The sequence below is a fragment of the Terrabacter terrigena genome (assembly GCF_042676085.1).
GTDB classification, from domain to species: Bacteria; Actinomycetota; Actinomycetes; order Actinomycetales; family Dermatophilaceae; genus Terrabacter; species Terrabacter terrigena.
This window is the reverse complement of the sequence record NZ_JBHTKH010000001.1, coordinates 607,442-627,214: the sequence shown is the minus strand read 5'-3', so window position 1 is coordinate 627,214 and position 19,773 is coordinate 607,442. Positions and strand designations below refer to the sequence as shown.

Here is a 19,773-nt window from a genome sequence, read left to right as displayed (position 1 = left end):
GCAGACTCGGTGTCGTGAGCCACGCCGACGCCGTGCCGCTCTCGCGACGCATGCAGCCCCGTGACCCCCACGAGGAGCATCGCGTCGCGACGCCGCTCGAGCTCTTCTTCGACCTCGTCTTCGTCGTCGCCATCGCGAGCGCGGCGGGTGAGTGGCACCACGGGCTCGCCGGGGGGCACCTGGGCGACCTCGTGCGCTTCGTCATGGTCTTCTTCGCCATCTGGTGGGCGTGGATGAACTACACGTGGTTCGCCTCGTCCTACGACTCCGACGACGTGCCCTACCGCCTGCTGACCTTCGCGATCATGGCCGGCTCGCTCATGCTGGCTGCAGGCATCCCCGACCTCTTCGACGACGGGCAGTCGGGCCTGGTCGTCGGCGGGTACGCGCTGATGCGCTTCGCCATGGTCGCGATGTGGCTGCGTGCTGCCCGGGGTCACCCGGAGGGGCGGCGCACCGCCCTGACGTATGCCGTCGGGATCTCGGCCGTTCAGGTTCTCTGGATCGCGCGGCTGCTGCTCGACGGGAGCAGCGTGCTCATGGTGTCCTTCTTCGCGCTCGTCGTCCTCGAGCTGCTGGTGCCCGTCGTCGCCGAGCGGCGCGGGTTCACGCCGTTCCACCCGCACCACATCGCCGAGCGGTACGCGCTGCTGACCCTCATCGTGCTCGGTGAGGTGGTGCTCGCGTCGGTGCAGGCGGTCCAGGGAGCGCTGGTCGCGGGCGCGCGGACGGGGCTGGTCGCGCTGGTGGTGGGCGGGCTGCTCATCGTCTTCTCGATGTGGTGGCTCTACTTCAAGCGCGAGCACGCGAGCCTCTTCGAAGGCTCCATCGGCAGCATCTTCCTCACGGGCTACGGCCACTACCTCGTGTTCGCGTCCGTCGCCGCGACGGGTGTCGGGCTCGCGGCCGCCGTCGACCTCGTCCAGGGTGCGGCGCACACGTCGCCGCGCGTGGTCGGCCTGGCCCTCGCCGGAGCCGTCGCCGTCTACGTGTGGTGCCTGACCGTCATGCACTCTCTGGCGGGAGCGCCGGCGGTCGAGCGGCGGGTCGGGGTCGTTGTCGGGCTGTTCGTGGTCGGCGTCGCGGCACTGGCGCCCCCGGTCGGCGTCACGGTGCTCACCACCGGGCTCGCGCTCGCGGCCGCCGTGGCCCACCACGTGATCAGCTCGGAGGGAGACGGTCAGTCGACCCGGCGGAGGAGGCCCGTGTCGACGTCGTAGATGAAGCCGGCCGTCTCGACACCCCTGGCGATGAGCGGGTGGGTGCGCACCCGGGCGAGGTCCTCGCGCAGCGCGCGCTCCTGGTCGGCGATCGCGTGGAAGGTCATCCACGAGGCGTCCTCGCCGGCGCTGGCGCCCACGCGCTCGCGCAGCTCGGCCTCGGTGTTGGAGGCCATCGCGCAGCGCGTGTGCGGCACGACGAGGATGCGCTCCACACCGAGCAGATGGGTCGCGAGGACGAGCGCCTCGAGGGCGTCGCTGCCGACACGCCCGCCGGGGTTGCGGAAGATCTTGGCGTCACCGGGCCGCAGGCCGACGAGTCCCAGCGGGTCGATGCGGGAGTCCATGCACGTCACGATGGCGACGCCGGCTCGGGCGATTCCATCGAAGCCCGCCATGTCGAAGCTTTCGGCATAGGCACGGTTGGCCGCGATCAGGTCGTCGAAACCCTTTGCGGTAGAGACGTTCTCGGTCACGTTGTCACTCCAGTCCGGGTCGCTTGGTGATGGTGAAGGCCATGGGCTTGCCGACCTCGGCGAAGAAGTCGTTGCCCTTGTCGTCGACGACGATGAAGGCCGGGAAGTCCTCGACGTCGATCTTCCACACCGCCTCCATGCCGAGCTCCTCGTACTCGAGCACCTCGACGTGCTTGATGCAGTCCTGCGCGAGGCGGGCTGCCGGTCCACCGATCGAGCCGAGGTAGAAACCGCCGTGCGCGTCGCACGCGTCGGTGACCTGCTTGCTCCGGTTGCCCTTGGCGAGCATCACCTTCGAGCCGCCGGCGGCCTGGAACTGGTCGACGTAGGAGTCCATGCGCCCTGCGGTCGTCGGGCCGAACGAGCCGGACGGCATACCTTCGGGGGTCTTGGCCGGGCCGGCGTAGTAGACGGGGTGGTCCTTGAGGTACTGCGGCATCTCCTCGCCGGCGTCGAGCCGCTCCTTGATCTTCGCGTGGGCGATGTCGCGGGCGACGACGAGCGGCCCGGTGAGCGAGAGGCGCGTCTTGACGGGGTGCTTGCCCAGCTCGGCGAGGATGTCGTCCATCGGCTGGTTGAGGTCGATCCTGACGACGACGTTCCTGCTGGTCGAGCTGACCCCGACGGCGTCGTCCTCGTGCTCGCCGAGGTCGACCGCACCAGCGTCGGGCAGGAAGCGTGCGGGGTCGGTCTCGAGCTGCTCGATGAACACGCCCTCGGACGTGATCTTGCCGAGACACTGCCGGTCTGCGGAGCACGAGACCGCAATGGCCACAGGCAGGCTCGCGCCGTGGCGGGGGAGGCGCACGACGCGTACGTCGTGGCAGAAGTACTTGCCGCCGAACTGCGCGCCGATGCCGAACTGCCGCGTCAGCTCGAGCACCTTCTCCTCGAGCTCGGTGTCGCGGAAGCCGTGCGCCGTGAGCGACCCCGACGTGGGCAGCGAGTCGAGGTACTTCGCCGACGCGTACTTGGCCGTCTTGAGGGCGAACTCGGCGCTCGTGCCGCCGATGACGATCGCGAGGTGATATGGCGGGCAGGCTGCCGTACCGAGGGAGCGGAGCTTCTCGTCGAGGAAGCGCATCATGGCCTCCTCGTTGAGGATCGCCTTCGTCTCCTGGTAGAGGTAGCTCTTGTTGGCGGATCCGCCGCCCTTGGCCATGAAGAGGAACTTGTACTGCGCCTCATGGCCCGGCGCCGTGTCGGCGTACAGCTCGACCTGCGCGGGCAGGTTGGAGCCGGTGTTCTTCTCGTCCCACGTGGTGATCGGCGCCATCTGCGAGTAGCGCAGGTTGAGCCGGGTGTACGCGTCGTAGACACCCTCGCTGACGGCCCTCTCGTCGGTGCCGGCGGTGAGAACGTGCTGGCCGCGCTTGCCCATGACGATCGCGGTGCCGGTGTCCTGGCACATCGGCAGCACGCCACCGGCGGCGATGTTGGCGTTCTTCAGCAGGTCGAGCGCGACGAACTTGTCGTTGTTGCTCGCCTCGGGATCGTCGAGGATGTTGCGCAGCTGCTGGAGGTGCGCGGGGCGCAGGTAGTGGGCGATGTCGTGCATCGCCGTCTCGGTGAGCAGCCGGAGCGCCTCGGGCTCGACCTCGAGAAAGGTGCGGCCCCCGGGGCCCTCGACGGCGTGCACCCCCTCGGTCGTCAGCAGCCGGTAGGGCGTGTCGTCGGCGCCGATCGGCAGCAGGTCCTCGTAGCTGAATTCCGCCATGTCCTCGTTCGTCCTTCCGGCGCTCCGAGGTCACGCCGTCGCGAACCTGACGCCGCAGAGAGCCTATTCGGTCGGCTGGCCCCGGTGCGACACGGCCCAGCAGGTGAGCCCGTCCGGGACGGCGCACGAGTGGGTAGAGCACCGATACGGACAACCCGACCGACAACGGACGTGGGCCCTCCTGTGCCGCAACCTCGGACAGGCGCGGTCACAACTCCGCAAATATTTGCAGCGCTATGGCGGAGGTCACACTTCTGGTGTTGGGTGAGAGTGACGGACACACGACGGGGCTTCGCCGCCTCGTCTGCACGACACCCGGCCCGACGGTCGGGCTCCTGTGGAAGCCGGTCACCTTGGCGTGGCTGGTCAGCCTGGGGCCAAAGAAGCCCCCAACCCTCTGAGGAGGAGCAGGAATGTTGAACCGAAAAGCGGGGCTCACGGCCCTGATCGGCATCACCGTCGCGGGACTCGCGTCAGGCTGCTTGTCGTCTAACTCGGGGTCCTCGACCAACGCCGGCACGGCGGGTGGGCCGGGGAAGAGCACCATCGAGGTCATGTACGGCCTCGGACCGGACACCGAGCCGGGCTTCAAGGTCGACGTGCAGAACTGGGCGAAGCAGAACAACATCACGGTGAAGTTCACCAAGGCCGCATCGTGGGACACCGAGATCCGCACCCGCGTGCAGGGCGGCAACGCGCCCGACGTGGGACTCTTCCCGCAACCCGGCCTGATGTGTGACCTGGCCAAGCAGAAGAAGCTCGTGCCTTTCGACGACGCGACCGTGGCCACCGACAAGGAGACGCTCGTCCCGGGCTTCGTCGAGGCCGGAACGTGCGCCGACAGCAAGGTCTACGGCCTGCCGAACGAGGTGAGCGTCAAGAGCATCCTGTGGACCGACGGCCCCGCCTTCAAGGCGGCCGGCTACCAGGACCCCAAGACTCTCGACGAGCTGCTGACGCTCACGCAGAACATCAAGTCCCAGGGCAAGACCCCGTGGTGCATCGCCGCCGAGTCCGGAGCGGCGACCGGCTGGCCGATCACCGACTGGATCGAGGACCTCGTCCTGCGCTTCGCCGGCCCCGACAACTACGACAAGTGGGTCAAGGGCCAGCTGAAGTTCAACAGCCCCGAGATCAAGCCGGCGTGGGAGTACCTCCAGAAGATCGCCTTCGGTGAGGGCTTCGTGCGCGGCGGCACCAAGTCCATCGTGGCGACGAACTTCCAGACCGGCGGCAACGCACTCTTCGCCCAGCCTCCCGGCTGCTACCTCTTCAAGCAGGCGACCTTCGTGGCCAACAAGGGTGGCTTCCCCGACGCCGTGATCTCCAAGCTCGACACCGAGACCAAGCCGCTCGCCTTCCCGGCCAAGACCGAGGGCGACAAGCCGGTTCTCGTCGGTGGCGACCTCGCGGCGGCGTTCAACAACGACCCGAACACCCTCAAGCTGCGCAACTTCATCGCCAGCAAGGAGAACGGCACCCAGCAGGCCAAGAACGGCGCGTTCTCGCCGCACAAGACGGCCGACGTGACGCTCCTGCCCAACAAGACGCTCCAGACGATCGCCTCCGACGTCCTCTACAAGGCGACCGCGGCCCGCTTCGACGGGTCCGACGCGATGCCCGCCAAGGTCGGCGCGGGAACGTTCTGGACCGAGCCGGTCAAGTGGCTCTCGGGTCAGCAGGACCTCGACACCACGCTCAACAACATCGACGACAGCTTCCCGAAGACCGGTAGCTGACGCCGCCTGACCGCGGGGGTGACCACCTGGTTGCCCCCGCGGTCGACAGCGCGTTCTCCCACTCGAGAGAGGAAGTGCCATGGCAATCAAGATTGCCAACGCGGTGATCGCGATCCTGGGCGGTATCGGCGGCGCCGTGATCATCTTCTGGATCCTCAACAAGCTCGCGGAGTCGTTGAAGGGGCGGTGGGAGGACCGGGTCAAGCCCTGGATGTTCGCCGGCCCGGCGATCCTCGCGATCGCCGTCTACCTCATCTACCCGGCCATCGTCACCATCCAGTACAGCTTCGCCAACGAGGACTCGACGGCCTACGTCGGCTTCAAGAACTACACCGACGTGCTGACCGACAAGACGTTCCTGCAGGTGCTCTTCAACAACGTCCTGTGGATCATCATCGTGCCGGCCCTGACGGTGGTGCTCGGACTCGGTGTGGCGGTGCTCGCCGACCGCCTCCGGCCACAGGGCGAGAAGACGGCGAAGACCTTCATCTTCCTGCCGATGGCCATCAGCATGGTCGGCGCCGCCACCATCTGGCGGACCATCTACGACTACCAGCCCGAAGGCACGCCCCAGACGGGTCTGCTCAACGCCTTCCTCGGCCTCTTCAACAAGGGACCGAACTTCTGGTACGGCACCGACACCCTGCACCTCAACAGCCTGATGCTCATGATCATCCTGATCTGGACGCAGGTCGGCTACTCGATGGTGCTGCTGTCGGCGGCGATCAAGGGCGTGCCCGAGGACACCGTCGAGGCCGGTCGCATCGACGGTGCAGGTGAACGGCGGATCTTCTTCAGCATCATCGTCCCCCAGATCTGGCCGACGGTGATCACCGTCTTCATCACGGTCCTCATCGGGGTCATGAAGGTGTTCGACGTCGTCTACGTGACGACCAACGGCGCCTACAACACCGACGTGATCGCACGACGCTTCTACGACGAGCTCTACACCCAGGGCAACAACGGCTATGCGGCCGCGATCGTCGTCATCCTGCTGATCGCCGTCATCCCGATCCTCATCTACCAGGTCCGGCACTTCAGGGCCGAGGAGGCAGCACGATGACCACGACGATCCAACCCGGCACCGGCACCCCTGCCGACGAGCCGCAGGTCCTCAGGCAGAGCAAGCTGGGCACCGGCACGGGGTCGGCCACCTGGCCGGTGCGCATCGGACTGCTCATCCTCTGCATCGCGTGGATGGTGCCCGCGCTCGGCATGCTCGTCAACTCGTTCCGGCCGCGCGACGAGCAGTTCGCCTCGGGCTGGTGGACGGCGTTCTTCAACCCGTTCGGGTCGTCGTGGACGATCCAGAACTACAGCAACGTGCTGACGTCCGACACCGCGGGCATCCCGATGGCGCAGGCCTTCGTCAACAGCCTGATCGTGGCGTTGCCCGCGACGGTCATCCCGATCCTGATCGCCGCCTTTGCGGCATACGCGTTCACCTTCATGCAGTGGAAGGGGCGCGACGTCGTCTTCATCATCATCGTGGCGCTGCTCGTGGTGCCCAACCAGGTGGCGTTCGTGCCGCTGGTGAAGCTGTACTCCGGGCTCGGGCTCAACGGCACGTTCATCGCGGTGTGGCTTGCGCACGTCGGCTTCGGCATGCCGCTCGCGGTGTACATCCTCCGCAGCTACATGTCGGGTCTGCCGACGGCCGTCATCGAGTCGGCGAAGATCGACGGCGCCAGCCATTTCACGACCTTCTGGCGTCTGATCATGCCGATGTCGACGCCGGCCCTCGCGTCGTTCGCGATCTTCCAGTTCCTCTGGGTCTGGAACGACCTGCTCGTCGCCCTGATCTTCCTCGGACGCGGCGACAACACCGTGGCCACGGTGGCCCTGCAGGGCCTCCAGGGACAGACGGGCGCAGGGCGAGAGCTCATACCCGCGGCTGGCTACGTCACGATCATCGTGCCGATCATCGTGTTCCTCGCGCTGCAGCGGTACTTCATCCGCGGCATGACCTCGGGCGCCGTCAAGGGCTGACCTCGGCGAGGCGTCCACCGACACTGCCGGCCCGGAGCTCGCGAGCTCCGGGCCGGCAGTGTGCCGGCCGCTCCTCGTCCGCGCCCGACCCGCGGGTGCGTCCGACACCTCAGGTGCGCTCGCTGACGACCCACGCCGTGGTGTCCGGACCGAGGCGGCCGTCGTCGAGCAACGGTGCCGAGGAGAGCACCACCTCTCCCGGAGGAGGCGCCAACGGCGCGGTCGCGAAGTTCGTCACCACCGACCAGCTTCCCCGGTTGAAGTGCAGGCCGTCATGCCCGTCCACGTCGACCCAGGACAGGTCGTCACCGGGCTCCGCGGCGAGCAGCCGTCGCCGAACGCGCAGCGCCGCGCGGTAGAGGCTCAGGGTCGAGGAGGGGTCGCCCTGCTGTGCCGCGACGGCGTGGTCGGCGAACCACTCGGGCTGCGGGAGGTGCGCGGGGCCCGGCCCGAATTCGAAGGACGGACCGTCGGCGGTCCACGGGATCGGGACCCGGCAGCCGTCACGTCCCTTGGCCTGGTGACCCGTCCGCTCCCACGTCGGGTCCTGGAGCCGGTCACGAGGGAGCGCGGCGACCTCACGCAGACCGAGCTCCTCGCCCTGGTACACGTAGGCCGAGCCCGGCAGGGCCAGGGTCAGCAGGGTCGCGGCACGGGCTCGGCGCAGACCGGCGGCGACGTCCTCGCGTGGGTCGGCGCCGTCGCTCATGAGCCACGAGGCCAGATCGGTCCCGTCGGGGAGGCCGTACCGGGTGGCGTGCCGGACCACGTCGTGGTTGGAGAGCACCCAGGTCTGGGGGCTGGCGGTCGCGCGGGCCTCGGCGAGGTTCTGCTCGATCACCCGTCGGAAGGTCCCGGCCTCCCAGGGAGCCTGGAGGAGGTCGAAGTTGAATGCCTGCCCGAGGCCTTCGGGTGAGGCGTACCGGCGCCGCCGCTGTGCCGGGACCCAGGCCTCGGCGACCGCCATCCTGGGAGGGTCGTGGGTGTCGAAGAGCTTGCGCCACGATGCGTAGATCTGGTGGACCTCGTCGCGGTCGTAGAACCGGTGGCTGCCGTCCATCGGGATGTCGGCCGTGACCTCCAGATGACTCGGCAGGGGGCGGCTCAGGTCCTTGGCCAGCATGTGCGCCACGTCGATCCGGAAACCGTCCACGCCCCGGTCGGCCCAGAATCCGAGTGTGGTGAGGAACTCCTGCCTCACCTCGGGGTTGTCCCAGTTCAGGTCCGGCTGCTGCGGTGTGAACAGGTGCAGGTACCACTGGCCGTCGGCGACCTGGCTCCACGCCGGGCCCCCGAACGACGCCTGCCAGTCGGACGGCGGTCGGGAGCCGTGGGGACCCTCGCCATCGACGAAGTGGTATCTCGCCCTCTCGGGCGACCCCGGCCCGGACGCGAGGGCGGCACGGAACCACGCGTGCCGGTTGGACGTGTGGTTCGGGACGATGTCGATGATCAACCGGAGCCCGTGCTCGTGGACGACGTCGGAGAGCCTGTCGAACTCGTCCAGGGTGCCGATCGCGGGGTCGACGTCGCGGTAGTCGTCGACGTCGTAGCCTCCGTCGGCGAGGGCGGACGGGTAGAACGGACTGAGCCAGACGGCGTCGACGCCGAGGTCCGCGAGGTAGGGGATCCTGGAACGGACGCCGGCGAGGTCACCGATCCCGTCACCGTTGTGGTCGGCGAAGCTGCGCGGGTAGATCTGGTAGACGACAGCCTGCCGCCACCAGTCCGCCCCCGTCGCCGGCGTGCTCGGCTGGGTCATCTGCGTGCTCCTCCCGTCGGGTCGACGCCACGACTCATCCAACCCACCTCGTCGGCGCAGGTCCAGAGCACGGGGGAGCCCCGGCCGCCGGCCGAACCGGGAGCCGGGGCTCTTGTGACGTCAGACGCAGCGGCCGTTCTTGCACTCGTGGTCGAACAGGGCCCGGGCCAGGACCGTCGTCATGTCGGCGGGTGAGGGGGCTGCGTAGAAGTCGGAGAAGGTCATCTTCGAGATCTGCGACAGCGCGTTCGGGTCGACGTCGGGACCGATGCCGATCGTGGTGATGGCGATCGGCTTGTCCGGGTCGTTCGCGGCGCGCAGGTTGGCCTTGAGCTGTTCGAGCGAGATGCCGTTCGGGTCCTCGTTGCGGCCGTCGGTGAGGATGACGACGGCGTTGACCCGCTCGGGGTCGTACTGCGTCTTCGCCTTCTGGTAGGCGGCCCAGATGGTGTCGTAGAGGCCGGTGCCACCGCCGACGTTCTTGGACAGCGTCGCGGCGGCCGTGGCCACCTGCGTCCGGTGGCTGTCGTCGTCGAGGCGACCGATCGGGGCCAGCTCCTTGTAGTCGACACCCCCGCCGCCGATGCCGATGGAGAACACCCAGAGGCCGAGCTTCGTCGTCTTGGGCAGGGCGGCGAGGGCGATGCCGGCCGCCTCCTGCGTGATGGCGACGCGGGTGGTGTCGCCGACCTTGTCCTTCATCGACCCCGAGACGTCGAACACGGAGAGGATCGAGAAGTCGGTCGTGGCCGACTGCCACACGTCGGTGGCTGCGGTCACGGCGGCCGCGTCGGGGGAGTCGCCGATCTTCACCTCGCCGACGCTGCCCTGCGGCGTGGGCATGGTCACGGGCACGGCCGTCGAGCGGATGCCGTACTCGGCGAAGATCTTCGCCGCCTTCGGCGTCATGAGGTACGCGCGCAGCAGCTCGACCGCCTGGTCGCGCACCGGGTCGGTGGCGACGTTGACGAGGGAGAACTCGAAGGCGGGCGTGCCCTCGCTCGGGGTCACCGAGACCATCCGGTGGTCCGGGTACAGGCGGTTGTGGTCGATGAGGTCGGCCTCCGACACCGGGAACGCAGCAGCCTTCCCGGGAGTGGCGTTGTAGACGCCGAAGAGGTCGTCGATCGAGGGGGCGGCTCCCTTGGCCAGTGTGGGGATGACGACCCGCCCCTGCTCGGCCGACAGCTTCGGCAGCGCGGAAGCGAGGGTCAGCATGCCCGCGGTCGTCGACCGGGGGTCGCTCATGCGGATCGGGCTGTCGGACGCGACGAGGTCGAGCCACTTGGGCTGGCCGTCGAGCGTGCCGGCCTGCTTGGGGTCCATCGCGATGACGAGCGGGCTCTTGGCGAAGGCGCCGGCGGGCTTGGCGTTGAGCTTGGCCGTCTCGTTGACGCGCTCGACCCAGCGCGGCGAGTCGGGGATCCAGCCGTCGGGGCGGTCGGGCTGGCCCTGTCCGAGGCCGATCATGGCCTCGATGGGTGCCTTGCCGCGCACGACGTAGTCGACGCACGGGGACTGCGGGTCGGCCTGGTACTCCTTGGCCAGCGCGAGCACGGCGGGCTGCGCGGCCTCCGAGACCCACAGCGACACAGGGGTGCGGTCGGGACAGTTCTTGCCGGGCGCCGCGGTGAGGGCGGCCAGGGGCGTGGACTCGCGGCCCTTCCACCAGACGTAGCCGCCGAGGCCGGCGCCGGCGAGCAGTACGACGCCCAGCACGGCCGCGATGACGCGGCGGCGCCGGGCTGCGGCGATCTTTGCCTCGAGGGCCTTACGGTTGGCTCGACTCTCGACGAGGCTCTTCTCGTACGGTCCCATCGGGCGTTGTGGAGGGGTGGGGTTGGACACGAGGTTTCCTCACATGAGGACGCCCCGGCACCGGGGCGTCAGGGTGAACCACCGGCCGAAACTACCCAGCGGCTCGCGCAGAATGGTGCCCGACCCCGAGGCATCTTGTCGAATGTCCGAGTTGTCCTCGGACGTTCCTTTCAGGAGGCTCGTCCCGGCCCGTCAGTGCAGGTCGGAACGGGTCGGAGCGTGCGCGCCGGCACGCCCCACGGTGAGCGCGCCGGTCACCAGCGCGCGCTCCACGGCAGGCAGCACGTCGGCGAGCCGGGCCGCCTGCAGCCGTGCCCGCGAGTCGGGGCCCCCGAGCAGACCGGCGTCGACGAGTCCCGAGACGAGGCCGGCCATGAACGAGTCGCCGGCACCGACGGTGTCGACCACCTCGACACGTGGCGCCGGCAGGGCCTGCTGCTCGCCGGTGCGTGTGAGCCGCACGACAGCTCCATCGCCCCCGCGGGTCATGACGACGACGGCGGGACCGAGCTCGCCCCAGGCTCGCAGGACGTCGTCCTCGGACTCACCCGGGCACAGCCAGGCGATGTCCTCGTCGCTGACCTTCACCAGGTCGGAGAGCCGGACGGAGTCCTCGATGGTGCGCCGGGCCTGGTCGGGCAGGCCCATCAGGGCGGGTCGCGCGTTGGGGTCGTAGGACACGGTGGCCCCGAGCCCGCGGGCGACCGCGAGGATCTCGCGCACCTGGCTGCCGCCGGGCTCGAGCACGGCGCCGATGCTGCCGGTGTGCACGTGGCCGTATGCCGTGAGGCCGGGGACCGATGCCACCTGCCACTCGAGGTCGAAGACGTAGGTGGCTGCGCCGGTCGGGTCGAGCGTCGCGTACGCGACCGACGTGAAGGGGGCGCCCTGCGAGCCGGCGGTCAGCGCGACCCCGCGCTCACGGCATACCTGCTCGATGCGTCGCCCGCGCTCGTCGGTGGCGATCCAGGTGGCGAGGTCGACGGCGTGGTCGAGGGCGGCGAGGCCGAACGCGACGTTGGCGGGGCTGCCGCCGACGTGCTCCTCGGTGCCGCCTCCCGGTGTCGTGACCGCGTCGACGAGGGCCTCGCCGAGGACGAGGGTGCGGACGCTTGAGGTCTGGGTCATGGCGCCGCTCAGTCCTCGATCATCTCGGCGCTGCCGAACCAGCCCGGACGGTCGAAGCGGTGCTCGCTGTCGATGGTGCGGATCGTGCCGCTGCGCGATCGCATGACGAGGGAGTTGGTGCGCGCCGACTTGGCGCCGTAGCGCACGCCGCGCAGCAGCTCACCGTCGGTGATGCCGGTGGCCACGAAGAAGCACTCGCCGGTGACGAGGTCGTCGGTGGCCAGAACCCGCTCGAGGTCGTGGCCCGCGTCGAGGGCCTTCTGCCGCTCGTCGTCGTCCTTCGGCCAGAGCCGCCCCTGGATGACGCCGCCGGTGCACTTGATGGCACACGCGGCGATGATGCCCTCCGGGGTGCCGCCGATGCCGAGCAGCAGGTCGACACCCGTGCCGGGCCGGGCGGCCATGACGGCACCTGCGACGTCGCCGTCGACGATGTAGCGGATGCGGGCGCCGGTGTCGCGGATCTCCTGGGCCAGGGCCTCGTGGCGCGGGCGGTCGAGCATGACGACCGTGACGTCGGCCGGAGTCTCGTTCTTCGCCTTGGCCACGCGCCGGATGTTCTCGGAGACGGGGAGGCGGATGTCGACGACATCGGCCGCCTCGGGTCCGGTGGCGAGCTTGTCCATGTAGAAGACCGCCGACGGGTCGTACATGGCGCCGCGGTTGGCGACTGCCATGACGGCGACCGCGTTGTTCATGCCCTTGGCCGTGAGCGTCGTGCCGTCGATGGGGTCGACGGCGACATCGACCTCGGGGCCGGTGCCGTCGCCGACCTGCTCGCCGTTGAAGAGCATCGGGGCGTTGTCCTTCTCGCCCTCGCCGATGACGACGACCCCGCGCATGCTGACGGTCGAGATCATGGCCCGCATGGCCTCGACGGCGGCACCGTCGGCCTTGTTCTTCTCCCCGCGCCCCACCCAGCGTCCGCCGGCCATGGCGGCTGCCTCGGTGACACGAACCAGCTCGAGAGCGAGGTTGCGATCCGGCTGGCTGTGCTTCATCAAGGTCCTCCGTCGGCGCAGAACGAGTCGGCGCCAGCCTAGCGGTGGGCGCACCCGGGTTTGGACGGCGTCCGCAGGTCGGGGACCATTGACGCATGAGCACCCCGTCGACGCCGTCGACACCACCGACGCCCGCGGCTCCTCCGACACCGCCGGAGCCCGGCGTCCCGGCCCCCGAGGCGGCCTCGACGCCCGCGCCGGTGAAGAGCCGCTACTCGATGGGGACCCTGCCGAACATGCTGCGGTCGATGGTCGTCATCGGCCTGTTCGTGCTCGCGCTCGTGGCCATCGTCCCGCGCATCACGTCGGTGCAGCGGCCCGCCGTCGACGCGGCGGGCAAGGCCGGCCAGGTCGCGGCCCTGACGACGTGGCCCGTCCTGCTGCCGAAGGGCCTCGGCGAGGGCTGGGTGCCCACCGTCGCGACGTACGCTCCCGGCACCGAGGGAGTGCCGACCTTCACGACGGTCTGGACGACGCCGAGCGGCAAGGACATCGCACTCAAGGAGGCGGTCGGCGTGACGGACGGCTGGGTGCGCCGGTCGGTCAACGACGGTGCGCCGTCGGGCAGCGCGCAGGTGTCAGGTCGCGGGTTCGAGCGGTTCGTCGCCCAGGACCTCGGGCAGCTCGCCTACGTCGCGCGCGGCAGCGGGGCCAAGGGGTTCACGCTCGTCGCGAGCGGCACCGCTCCCGAGGACGAGCTCAAGGCGTTCGTCGCGGCGCTCGCACCCGTGGCGCCGGCCCCGGGCGTCACCCCCGCCCCGTCGCCATCGAGCTGAGACCCGCGAGCTGAGGCCCGCGAGCTGAGGCCGGGGGCCGAGCTCGCGGCCCGTCAGCGGAGCTCGTCGTCAGGCGTCGTCGTCGTCGAAGACGCCGTCGTCGGCGTGGACCGCCGCGGACGCGTCGGCCGCTGCGGGGGTGGGCCGGGTCGCGCGCTCGATCTCGGCCTGCGCGCCGTCGAGCCACGTGCTGCAGTGCGCGGCGAGAGCCTCGCCGCGGCGCCAGAGGTGCATCGAGTCCTCGAGCGGTGCCTGCCCCGCCTCGAGCTTGGCGACGATGCCGATGAGCTCCTCGCGGGCGTCCTCGTAGCGCATCTCGGCGATGTCGGGGAACATGCCTTCGGTCGAGGTCGCGTCAGCCATGGGCGTCACCCTACGACGTCCCGTCGCCGTGGCCGCCGTGACCGGGGGCGTCGCCATGGCTGCGGTCGGGGGCGCCGTCGCGGTCCAGGGGCAGGGGCTCGACCGGTGGCGAGGCAGCCTGGTGCGCGTCACTTCCGCTCGCCGCCTTGCTGCTTGCCTTGCTGCTTGCCTTGCTGGTTGCCGTCGTCGTCGCCTTGGCGGCTGCCTTCTTCACGCCCCGCTTGACGGCGGCCTCGGTCGCGGTTCGCGTCGCCCGGGTCGTGGTGCGTGCCGTCTTCCGCGCCGCGGACGTGCCGTCGCCCAGCGACCCCGTACGCGTCGCGCCACCGCGCTCCGGGGCCTCCTCGGCTCCGTCGCTGACGGGCCGCACCCCGAAGTCGCCGCGGGCGACCCGGACACGGAGCAGCTCGCCCACGCCCACGTCGTCCTGGTCCATGACGATGCGTCCGTCGCGATGCTGCACGACGGCATACCCGCGCTCGAGGGTCGACTGGGGTGAGAGCGCGACGACCTGTCGGCGCAGGTGCTCCGTCTGGTCGGCGGCCCGGTGCAGGCGCGCCTCGATGCGTGTCGTGGCCCTGGTGCGAAGGGCGTCGACCTCCTGCCGGCGGGCCCGCACGAGCGCGACGGGGTCGGCCATGACCGGCCGCGAGACGAGCGCGCGCAGCCCCGACCGCTCGGACTCGACACGGCGCACGATGGCGCGCCGCAGCCGGTCGCGGGCGCCGTCGACGGTGCCGCGTTCGCGGGCGGCGTCGGGCACGACCTTCTTGCCCGCGTCGGTGGGGGTCGAGGCGCGCCAGTCGGCCACGAGGTCGAGCAGCGGCTGGTCGACGTCATGGCCGATGGCGCTGATCACGGGGGTGCGCGCCTCGGCCACCGCGCGGATCATCGCCTCGTTGGAGAAGGGGAGCAGCTCCTCGAGGGCGCCGCCACCGCGTGCGACGACGATGACGTCGACCATCGGCAGGGCGTCGAGCTCACGCAGCGCCGCGACCACCTCGGTGACCGCGGACGCGCCCTGGACGGCCACCTCGCGGATCTCGAACACCACCGCGGGCCAGCGGCGCCGGGCGTTCTCGACCACGTCCTTCTCGGCCGCCGAGCTGCGCCCCGTGACGAGCCCGACACGGCGCGGCAGGAACGGTATCGGTCGCTTGCGCTCGGCGTCGAAGACGCCCTCCGCCGCCAGCGTCCGCTTGAGGATCTCGACGCGCGCGAGCAGGTCGCCGATGCCCACGGGACGGATCTGCCGCGCCTCGAGCTGAAGGGTGCCGCGCTTGGTCCAGAAGGTCGGCTTGGCCTGGAGCACGACCCGGGCGCCCTGGGCGAGCGGGATGGGCATCGCGTTGACGGCGTTCATCGGAACCGACACCGAGAGCGACATGTCGACGTCGGGGTCGCGCAGCGTGAGGAACGCCGTGCCGCCCCGCGGGTTGAACTGCACGACCTGCCCCTCGACCCAGAGCTGGCTCATCCGGTCGACGTAGTCGGAGATCTTGAGGCTGAGCACGCGCACCGGCCACGGCTGCTCGGCCGTCGTGTCGGCGGCCCTGTCGGGCAGCGGGCTCGTCATGCTCACCCGCGTCACCCTAAGGGAGGAGGGGCCGCGGGCCGGCGGATCGGGGTGCGGGCGTCCCCTTACGATGGGGCCATGAGCCAGCCCGCCGACCAACCGTCCGCCAAGAAGGTTCTCCTCGCGGCGCCGCGTGGCTACTGCGCCGGCGTCGACCGGGCCGTCGTGACCGTCGAGAAGGCCCTCGAGCTCTACGGTCCGCCCGTCTACGTGCGCAAGCAGATCGTGCACAACAAGCACGTGGTCAACACCCTCGAGAAGCGCGGCGCCATCTTCGTCGACGAGACCGACGAGGTGCCGGAGGGCGCGACCGTCATCTTCTCGGCGCACGGTGTCGCGCCGGTCGTCCACGAGGAGGCGAAGGCCCGCAGCCTCAAGACGATCGATGCCACGTGCCCGCTCGTGACGAAGGTGCACCGCGAGGCGGTGCGGTTCGCCGACGACGACTTCGACATCCTCCTCATCGGCCACGAGGGGCACGAGGAGGTCGTCGGCACCGCCGGCGAGGCGCCCGAGCACATCACTCTCGTCGACGGCCCCGACGACGTCGACAACGTCACTGTCCGCGACCCCGAGAAGGTCGTGTGGCTCTCGCAGACGACCCTGTCGGTCGACGAGACGATGCAGACGGTCGCGCGCCTCAAGGAGAAGTTCCCCGCGCTGCAGAGCCCGCCCTCCGACGACATCTGCTACGCCACCCAGAACCGCCAGCTGGCCGTCAAGCAGATGGCCGAGGACACCGACCTGATGATCGTCGTGGGGTCGCGCAACTCCTCCAACTCCGTACGCCTCGTCGAGGTCGCCATCGAGCACGGCGCGCGAGACGGCCACCTCGTCGACTTCGCCGACGAGATCCAGGAGGAGTGGCTCGACGGGGTCAGTACCGTCGGCGTCACGTCCGGTGCGAGCGTGCCCGAGGTGCTGGTGCGCGACGTGCTGAGCTGGCTCGCCGAGCGCGGCTACGGCGAGGTCGAGGCCGTCGTTGCGGCCGAGGAGTCGCTGCTCTTCTCGCTCCCGAACGAGCTGCGCCGAGACCTCAAGGCCCGTAAGGGCGAGGAGTCCGGCACCGTGCGCCACGACGCCGCGTTCGAGGATGCCGGCTCGCTTCACTGACGGCGAGAGCAGCCGCCGTCAGCCGCCGAGGGCGGTGACGAGGGCGGGCTGCAGCCGGTCGAGCGACGGAGAGGCGACGTACTGCCCGCCCGTGATGGCCACGACCCGGCGCAGGGCAGCCGCATCGACTCGGTCACCCAGGCCGAGGACGACCACCGGCACGGGGCGCGAAGCGTCCTTGGCGGCGTTGAGCCGCTTCTCGAGCAGGTCGAGGGTCAGGCCGTAGTCGTCATCGTTGGGACCGTCGGCGACGACGACCACCGTGTTGGTGTAGCCGGCGCGCCACGTGCTCCTGGCGCGGTCGTAGCTCGACGCGATCGTGTCGTACAGGCCGCTGCCGCCGCCGGCGAAGGAGTCGAGACCGGCCACGGCCTTGTCGAAGTCGGCGACCCGCTTGGCGTCGCCGAGCGGTGCGTAGTCGATGAGCTGGCGGACGTCGTCGCCCCGTGACCCGATGTGCTGCGAGTAGATCCACAGCGACGCGAGGGTGTCGGGGTTCGCGCCGCCGACCGCGCGCACGGTGGCGCGCTGGAGGACGTCGAGCCGTTTGCCTTCCGTGTCGCGCTCGAGCATCGACCCCGAGACGTCGACGGCCAGCAGCGCCCGGGTGCGCTTCGACACCGCCGTCCAGAGCGCGGTCGCCTTGGCGAGCGGTGCGCCCTCTGCCCTGCCGGCGACCGAGATCGTGCCGTAGAGCGGGGACGGGTTGGCCGGTTCGCCACCTGTGGTGCGGAAACCGCTGTCCTGCAAAAGCTTCCGTGAGTCGTCGGATGCAAGGTGCTTCGCGAGCGCTGCCACCAGCGGCTTCTTGGCGGCATCCGTGGTGAGCGAGACGAGGGAATAGTCCACCGCGGGGGCACCCTCGGCGGGTGCCACTGCTGCCAGCGACCGGTCGGGGTGCTCGGTGTTCCAGGCGACGAGCTCGGCCTGGGTGACCGCGGCGCCGATGCGGCCGTCCGAGCCGGCCACCTCGCCGAGCGCTCCGTCGCCCGGCGGCGGAGGCCCGGCGGACGCGATGGTCCGAAGGCGAGACTCGGGCACGAGGGGGGTCGCGACCGTCACGGCCGCCCGACCGGTGGCGGACCGGCGCGGGTCGGGGATGCGGACCTGGACGGGCCCGCCCAGCAGGTCGGCCCAGCCCAACCGGGTGCCGAGGGCAGACGCCCGGGAGTCCTTCATGGCGAGGACGACAGCGCTCGAGGCGAAGGGCTCGCCGGCGTCGAGGGCCGCGCCCGAGATGCTGCTCGCCCGGTTCGACCAGGCCGCGGAGTCGGTGACCCAGGCGTCCGGGCGTCCGGCACCGACGAGCGATCCGGCCACGGCGTAGGGCTCGTCCGAGTCGATCGTGAAGGCGGCGCACGGGCCGTCGGGACGCTTCGCGAGGTTCTCGGCGACAGCGGCGAGTGCGGGTGCGATGGCGGGCGCAGCCGAGACCCGGACCTTGACCGGGTCGGAGCACGACGTGGGCTGGGCGGCCGTCGTCGGCAGCGCAGTCGGGACCTCGGACGACCCGAGGAACCGGTAGGCGGCCACGCCGAGGCCCGCGACGACGACGGCGATGGCGGCAGCGCCAGCGACTCGGACTCGCCGGCGGTGCCGGTCGCGCCGGCGCGCAGCGGCCTCGACCCGCTCGCGCGACTCACGAAGGCTCTGCTCGTACGGGCCGATGCGGCGACCCGGACTTCCGGACTCTCCAGGACCCGGGCCCCCCACCCCGGTCACGCTCCACCACTTCCCACGCGCGTATTTTGCGGTGCCTCCCCCGGGGTGTCCATCTTCCGGACAAACCGGACACGCGTACGTGCCCCGTCGTCAGGCAGACCGTTCGTCGCTGCGGCCGTCGGCCCTCGTGCTCTCGTCGCGCATGCTGCCGGGCTCACCGGTCGCCCGCTCCAGAAAGGCGTCGTCGCGGGCGGTGCGGCCCAGGTCGTCGGTCAGCTCGGCTGCGCTCAGCGAGCGGGGCGCGACCTCGAGGGGCTCGAGGGCCGGCGGTCGCTCGCTCGTCAGGTGCAGCTCGTGCATGCGCCGCGCTGTGACGAGCACGCGCGACTCGAGCGTGCCGACGAACTTGTTGTACTGCTCGACCGACCGCGAGAGCGACTGGCCCATCGTCGTCACGTGCCCGCCGAGGGTGGAGAGCCGGGCGTAGAGGTCCTGGCCGATGGCGAGCAGCTCGCGGGCGTTCTGCTCGAGGGCGTCCTGCTGCCAGATCGCGCCGATGGTGCGGAGCACCGCGAAGAGGGTGCCGGGGGAGGCGAGCACGACCTTGCGCGTGAGGGCGTGCTCGTAGAGGCCGGGGTCGTCGGCCAGCGCGGTCGCGAGGATCGCCTCGCCGGGCACGAAGCAGACCACGACCTCGGGCGAGCGGGTGAAGGCGGTCCAGTAGGCCTTGGCGGCCAGGCTCTCGACGTGCCGCCGGAGGGACGTGGCGTGCGCGGCGAGCAGCTCGGCGCGCTCGATCTCGGACACGGTGTCGCCGTGGGCCTGGAGGAAGTGCGCCATCGGGGCCTTGGAGTCGACGACCACGTGACGCGACCCCGGGAGGTTGATGACGGCGTCGGGTCGCACGGTGGCGCCGTGCCGGCTGATCCGCGTGACCTGTTCGTCGAAGTCGCAGCGGGGGATGAGCCCTGACAGCTCGAGGACCCGGCGCAGCTGCACCTCGCCCCAGGCGCCGCGCACCGTGGAGGCGTTGAGCGCGCTGGCGAGCGTGGCCGTCTCGGATCGCAGCGACTCGGTGGAGCGGCTCACCTCGGTGAGGCGCTCGCCGAGCTGCCCGAACTGCACGGAGCGGTCGCGCTCGAGGGAACCGACCTGGCGCTCGACACGGCCGATGGAGTCGCGCAGGGGGCCGAGCAGGGCTGTCGTGGTGTCGTCGGCCGCACGAGCCGCCTCGAGGTCACCGACCCGCTCACGCAGCACGTCGCGCTCGGCCTCGGCGGCGGCCGAGCGGGCGAGCAGTGCCGACCGCGCCGAGAGCCAGGCGACGACGGCGCCGGCCAGCCCTCCGACGAGGAGCCCGACGAGCAGCGCGGTGGTGTCCATGGCCACACCGTCGCAGAGGGCGCCGACAGTGACGGAGCCGACACCCCGGC

The 19,773-nt window shown here is 70.6% G+C and carries 16 protein-coding genes; 6 read left to right on the top strand and 10 right to left on the bottom strand.

The genetic code is table 11. From position 1 onward, the window contains the following. Window positions 1–14 precede the first annotated feature (14 nt). Entirely contained in the window at window positions 15–1,220 is a 1,206-nt protein-coding gene (locus ACFQ2V_RS02880) for a low temperature requirement protein A (protein ID WP_386050560.1), read from the top strand. Here the strand turns inward: ACFQ2V_RS02880 and ACFQ2V_RS02875 are convergent. Continuing rightward, the gene (locus ACFQ2V_RS02875) at window positions 1,181–1,696 is read right to left on the bottom strand and encodes a beta-class carbonic anhydrase (RefSeq protein WP_386050558.1); all 516 of its coding nucleotides are present in this window, start codon (window positions 1,694–1,696) and stop codon (window positions 1,181–1,183) included. The two genes, ACFQ2V_RS02880 and ACFQ2V_RS02875, sit on opposite strands and share 40 nt — an antisense overlap. Window positions 1,697–1,700: 4 nt before the next feature. Beyond that, complete coding sequence (locus ACFQ2V_RS02870; protein WP_386050556.1) at window positions 1,701–3,413, bottom strand: fumarate hydratase; 1,713 nt, start codon at window positions 3,411–3,413, stop codon at window positions 1,701–1,703. Window positions 3,414–3,826: 413 nt separating this feature from the next. Here ACFQ2V_RS02870 and ACFQ2V_RS02865 point away from each other — a divergent pair, with 413 nt between their 5' ends. The 3 genes from ACFQ2V_RS02865 to ACFQ2V_RS02855 all read left to right on the top strand — a co-directional run bounded on the left by ACFQ2V_RS02865 (window position 3,827) and on the right by ACFQ2V_RS02855 (window position 7,141). Then, window positions 3,827–5,152: an ABC transporter substrate-binding protein gene (locus ACFQ2V_RS02865; protein WP_386050555.1), complete on the top strand. Its 1,326-nt coding sequence runs from the start codon at window positions 3,827–3,829 to the stop codon at window positions 5,150–5,152. A gap of 79 nt (window positions 5,153–5,231) precedes the next feature. Then, window positions 5,232–6,215, top strand: coding sequence for a carbohydrate ABC transporter permease (locus ACFQ2V_RS02860; RefSeq protein WP_386050553.1), 984 nt, complete (start codon window positions 5,232–5,234; stop codon window positions 6,213–6,215). Next, window positions 6,212–7,141: a carbohydrate ABC transporter permease gene (locus ACFQ2V_RS02855; RefSeq protein WP_386050551.1), complete on the top strand. Its 930-nt coding sequence runs from the start codon at window positions 6,212–6,214 to the stop codon at window positions 7,139–7,141. Before ACFQ2V_RS02860 ends, ACFQ2V_RS02855 begins: the two co-directional genes overlap by 4 nt. 109 nt (window positions 7,142–7,250) lie before the next feature. Here the strand turns inward: ACFQ2V_RS02855 and ACFQ2V_RS02850 are convergent, their stop codons facing one another. The 4 genes from ACFQ2V_RS02850 to glpX all read right to left on the bottom strand — a co-directional run bounded on the left by ACFQ2V_RS02850 (window position 7,251) and on the right by glpX (window position 12,850). Further along, window positions 7,251–8,903 (bottom strand): glycoside hydrolase family 13 protein, encoded by a 1,653-nt coding sequence (locus ACFQ2V_RS02850; protein ID WP_386050549.1) that lies wholly within the window; start codon window positions 8,901–8,903, stop codon window positions 7,251–7,253. Between the two features lie 120 nt (window positions 8,904–9,023). Then, the gene (locus ACFQ2V_RS02845; protein ID WP_386050548.1) at window positions 9,024–10,721 is read right to left on the bottom strand and encodes a substrate-binding and VWA domain-containing protein; all 1,698 of its coding nucleotides are present in this window, start codon (window positions 10,719–10,721) and stop codon (window positions 9,024–9,026) included. 192 nt (window positions 10,722–10,913) lie between these two features. Then, window positions 10,914–11,849, bottom strand: a complete 936-nt coding sequence (locus ACFQ2V_RS02840) for a carbohydrate kinase family protein (protein ID WP_386050546.1) — start codon at window positions 11,847–11,849, stop codon at window positions 10,914–10,916. Window positions 11,850–11,857: 8 nt separating this feature from the next. Beyond that, entirely contained in the window at window positions 11,858–12,850 is a 993-nt protein-coding gene (gene glpX, locus ACFQ2V_RS02835) for a class II fructose-bisphosphatase (RefSeq protein WP_386050545.1), read from the bottom strand. 95 nt (window positions 12,851–12,945) lie between these two features. On the opposite strand from glpX, the gene ACFQ2V_RS02830 reads away from it, so the two are divergent. Continuing rightward, window positions 12,946–13,626 (top strand): DUF4245 domain-containing protein, encoded by a 681-nt coding sequence (locus tag ACFQ2V_RS02830; RefSeq protein ID WP_386050543.1) that lies wholly within the window; start codon window positions 12,946–12,948, stop codon window positions 13,624–13,626. A gap of 69 nt (window positions 13,627–13,695) precedes the next feature. Here ACFQ2V_RS02830 and ACFQ2V_RS02825 read toward each other — a convergent pair whose 3' ends face one another. Together ACFQ2V_RS02825 and xseA are read right to left on the bottom strand one after the other, a co-directional pair. Continuing rightward, window positions 13,696–13,989, bottom strand: a complete 294-nt coding sequence (locus tag ACFQ2V_RS02825; protein ID WP_386050542.1) for an exodeoxyribonuclease VII small subunit — start codon at window positions 13,987–13,989, stop codon at window positions 13,696–13,698. A gap of 10 nt (window positions 13,990–13,999) precedes the next feature. Continuing rightward, window positions 14,000–15,565 (bottom strand): exodeoxyribonuclease VII large subunit, encoded by a 1,566-nt coding sequence (gene xseA, locus ACFQ2V_RS02820; protein ID WP_386051039.1) that lies wholly within the window; start codon window positions 15,563–15,565, stop codon window positions 14,000–14,002. A 78-nt stretch (window positions 15,566–15,643) separates the two neighbouring features. Here xseA and ACFQ2V_RS02815 point away from each other — a divergent pair, with 78 nt between their 5' ends. Next, complete coding sequence (locus ACFQ2V_RS02815) at window positions 15,644–16,678, top strand: 4-hydroxy-3-methylbut-2-enyl diphosphate reductase (protein WP_386050540.1); 1,035 nt, start codon at window positions 15,644–15,646, stop codon at window positions 16,676–16,678. A gap of 18 nt (window positions 16,679–16,696) precedes the next feature. Here the strand turns inward: ACFQ2V_RS02815 and ACFQ2V_RS02810 are convergent, their stop codons facing one another. Both ACFQ2V_RS02810 and ACFQ2V_RS02805 read right to left on the bottom strand, forming a co-directional pair. Next, complete coding sequence (locus ACFQ2V_RS02810) at window positions 16,697–18,400, bottom strand: substrate-binding and VWA domain-containing protein (RefSeq protein ID WP_386050538.1); 1,704 nt, start codon at window positions 18,398–18,400, stop codon at window positions 16,697–16,699. Window positions 18,401–18,490: 90 nt separating this feature from the next. After that, complete coding sequence (locus ACFQ2V_RS02805) at window positions 18,491–19,723, bottom strand: DNA recombination protein RmuC (RefSeq protein ID WP_386050536.1); 1,233 nt, start codon at window positions 19,721–19,723, stop codon at window positions 18,491–18,493. Window positions 19,724–19,773 lie beyond the last annotated feature (50 nt).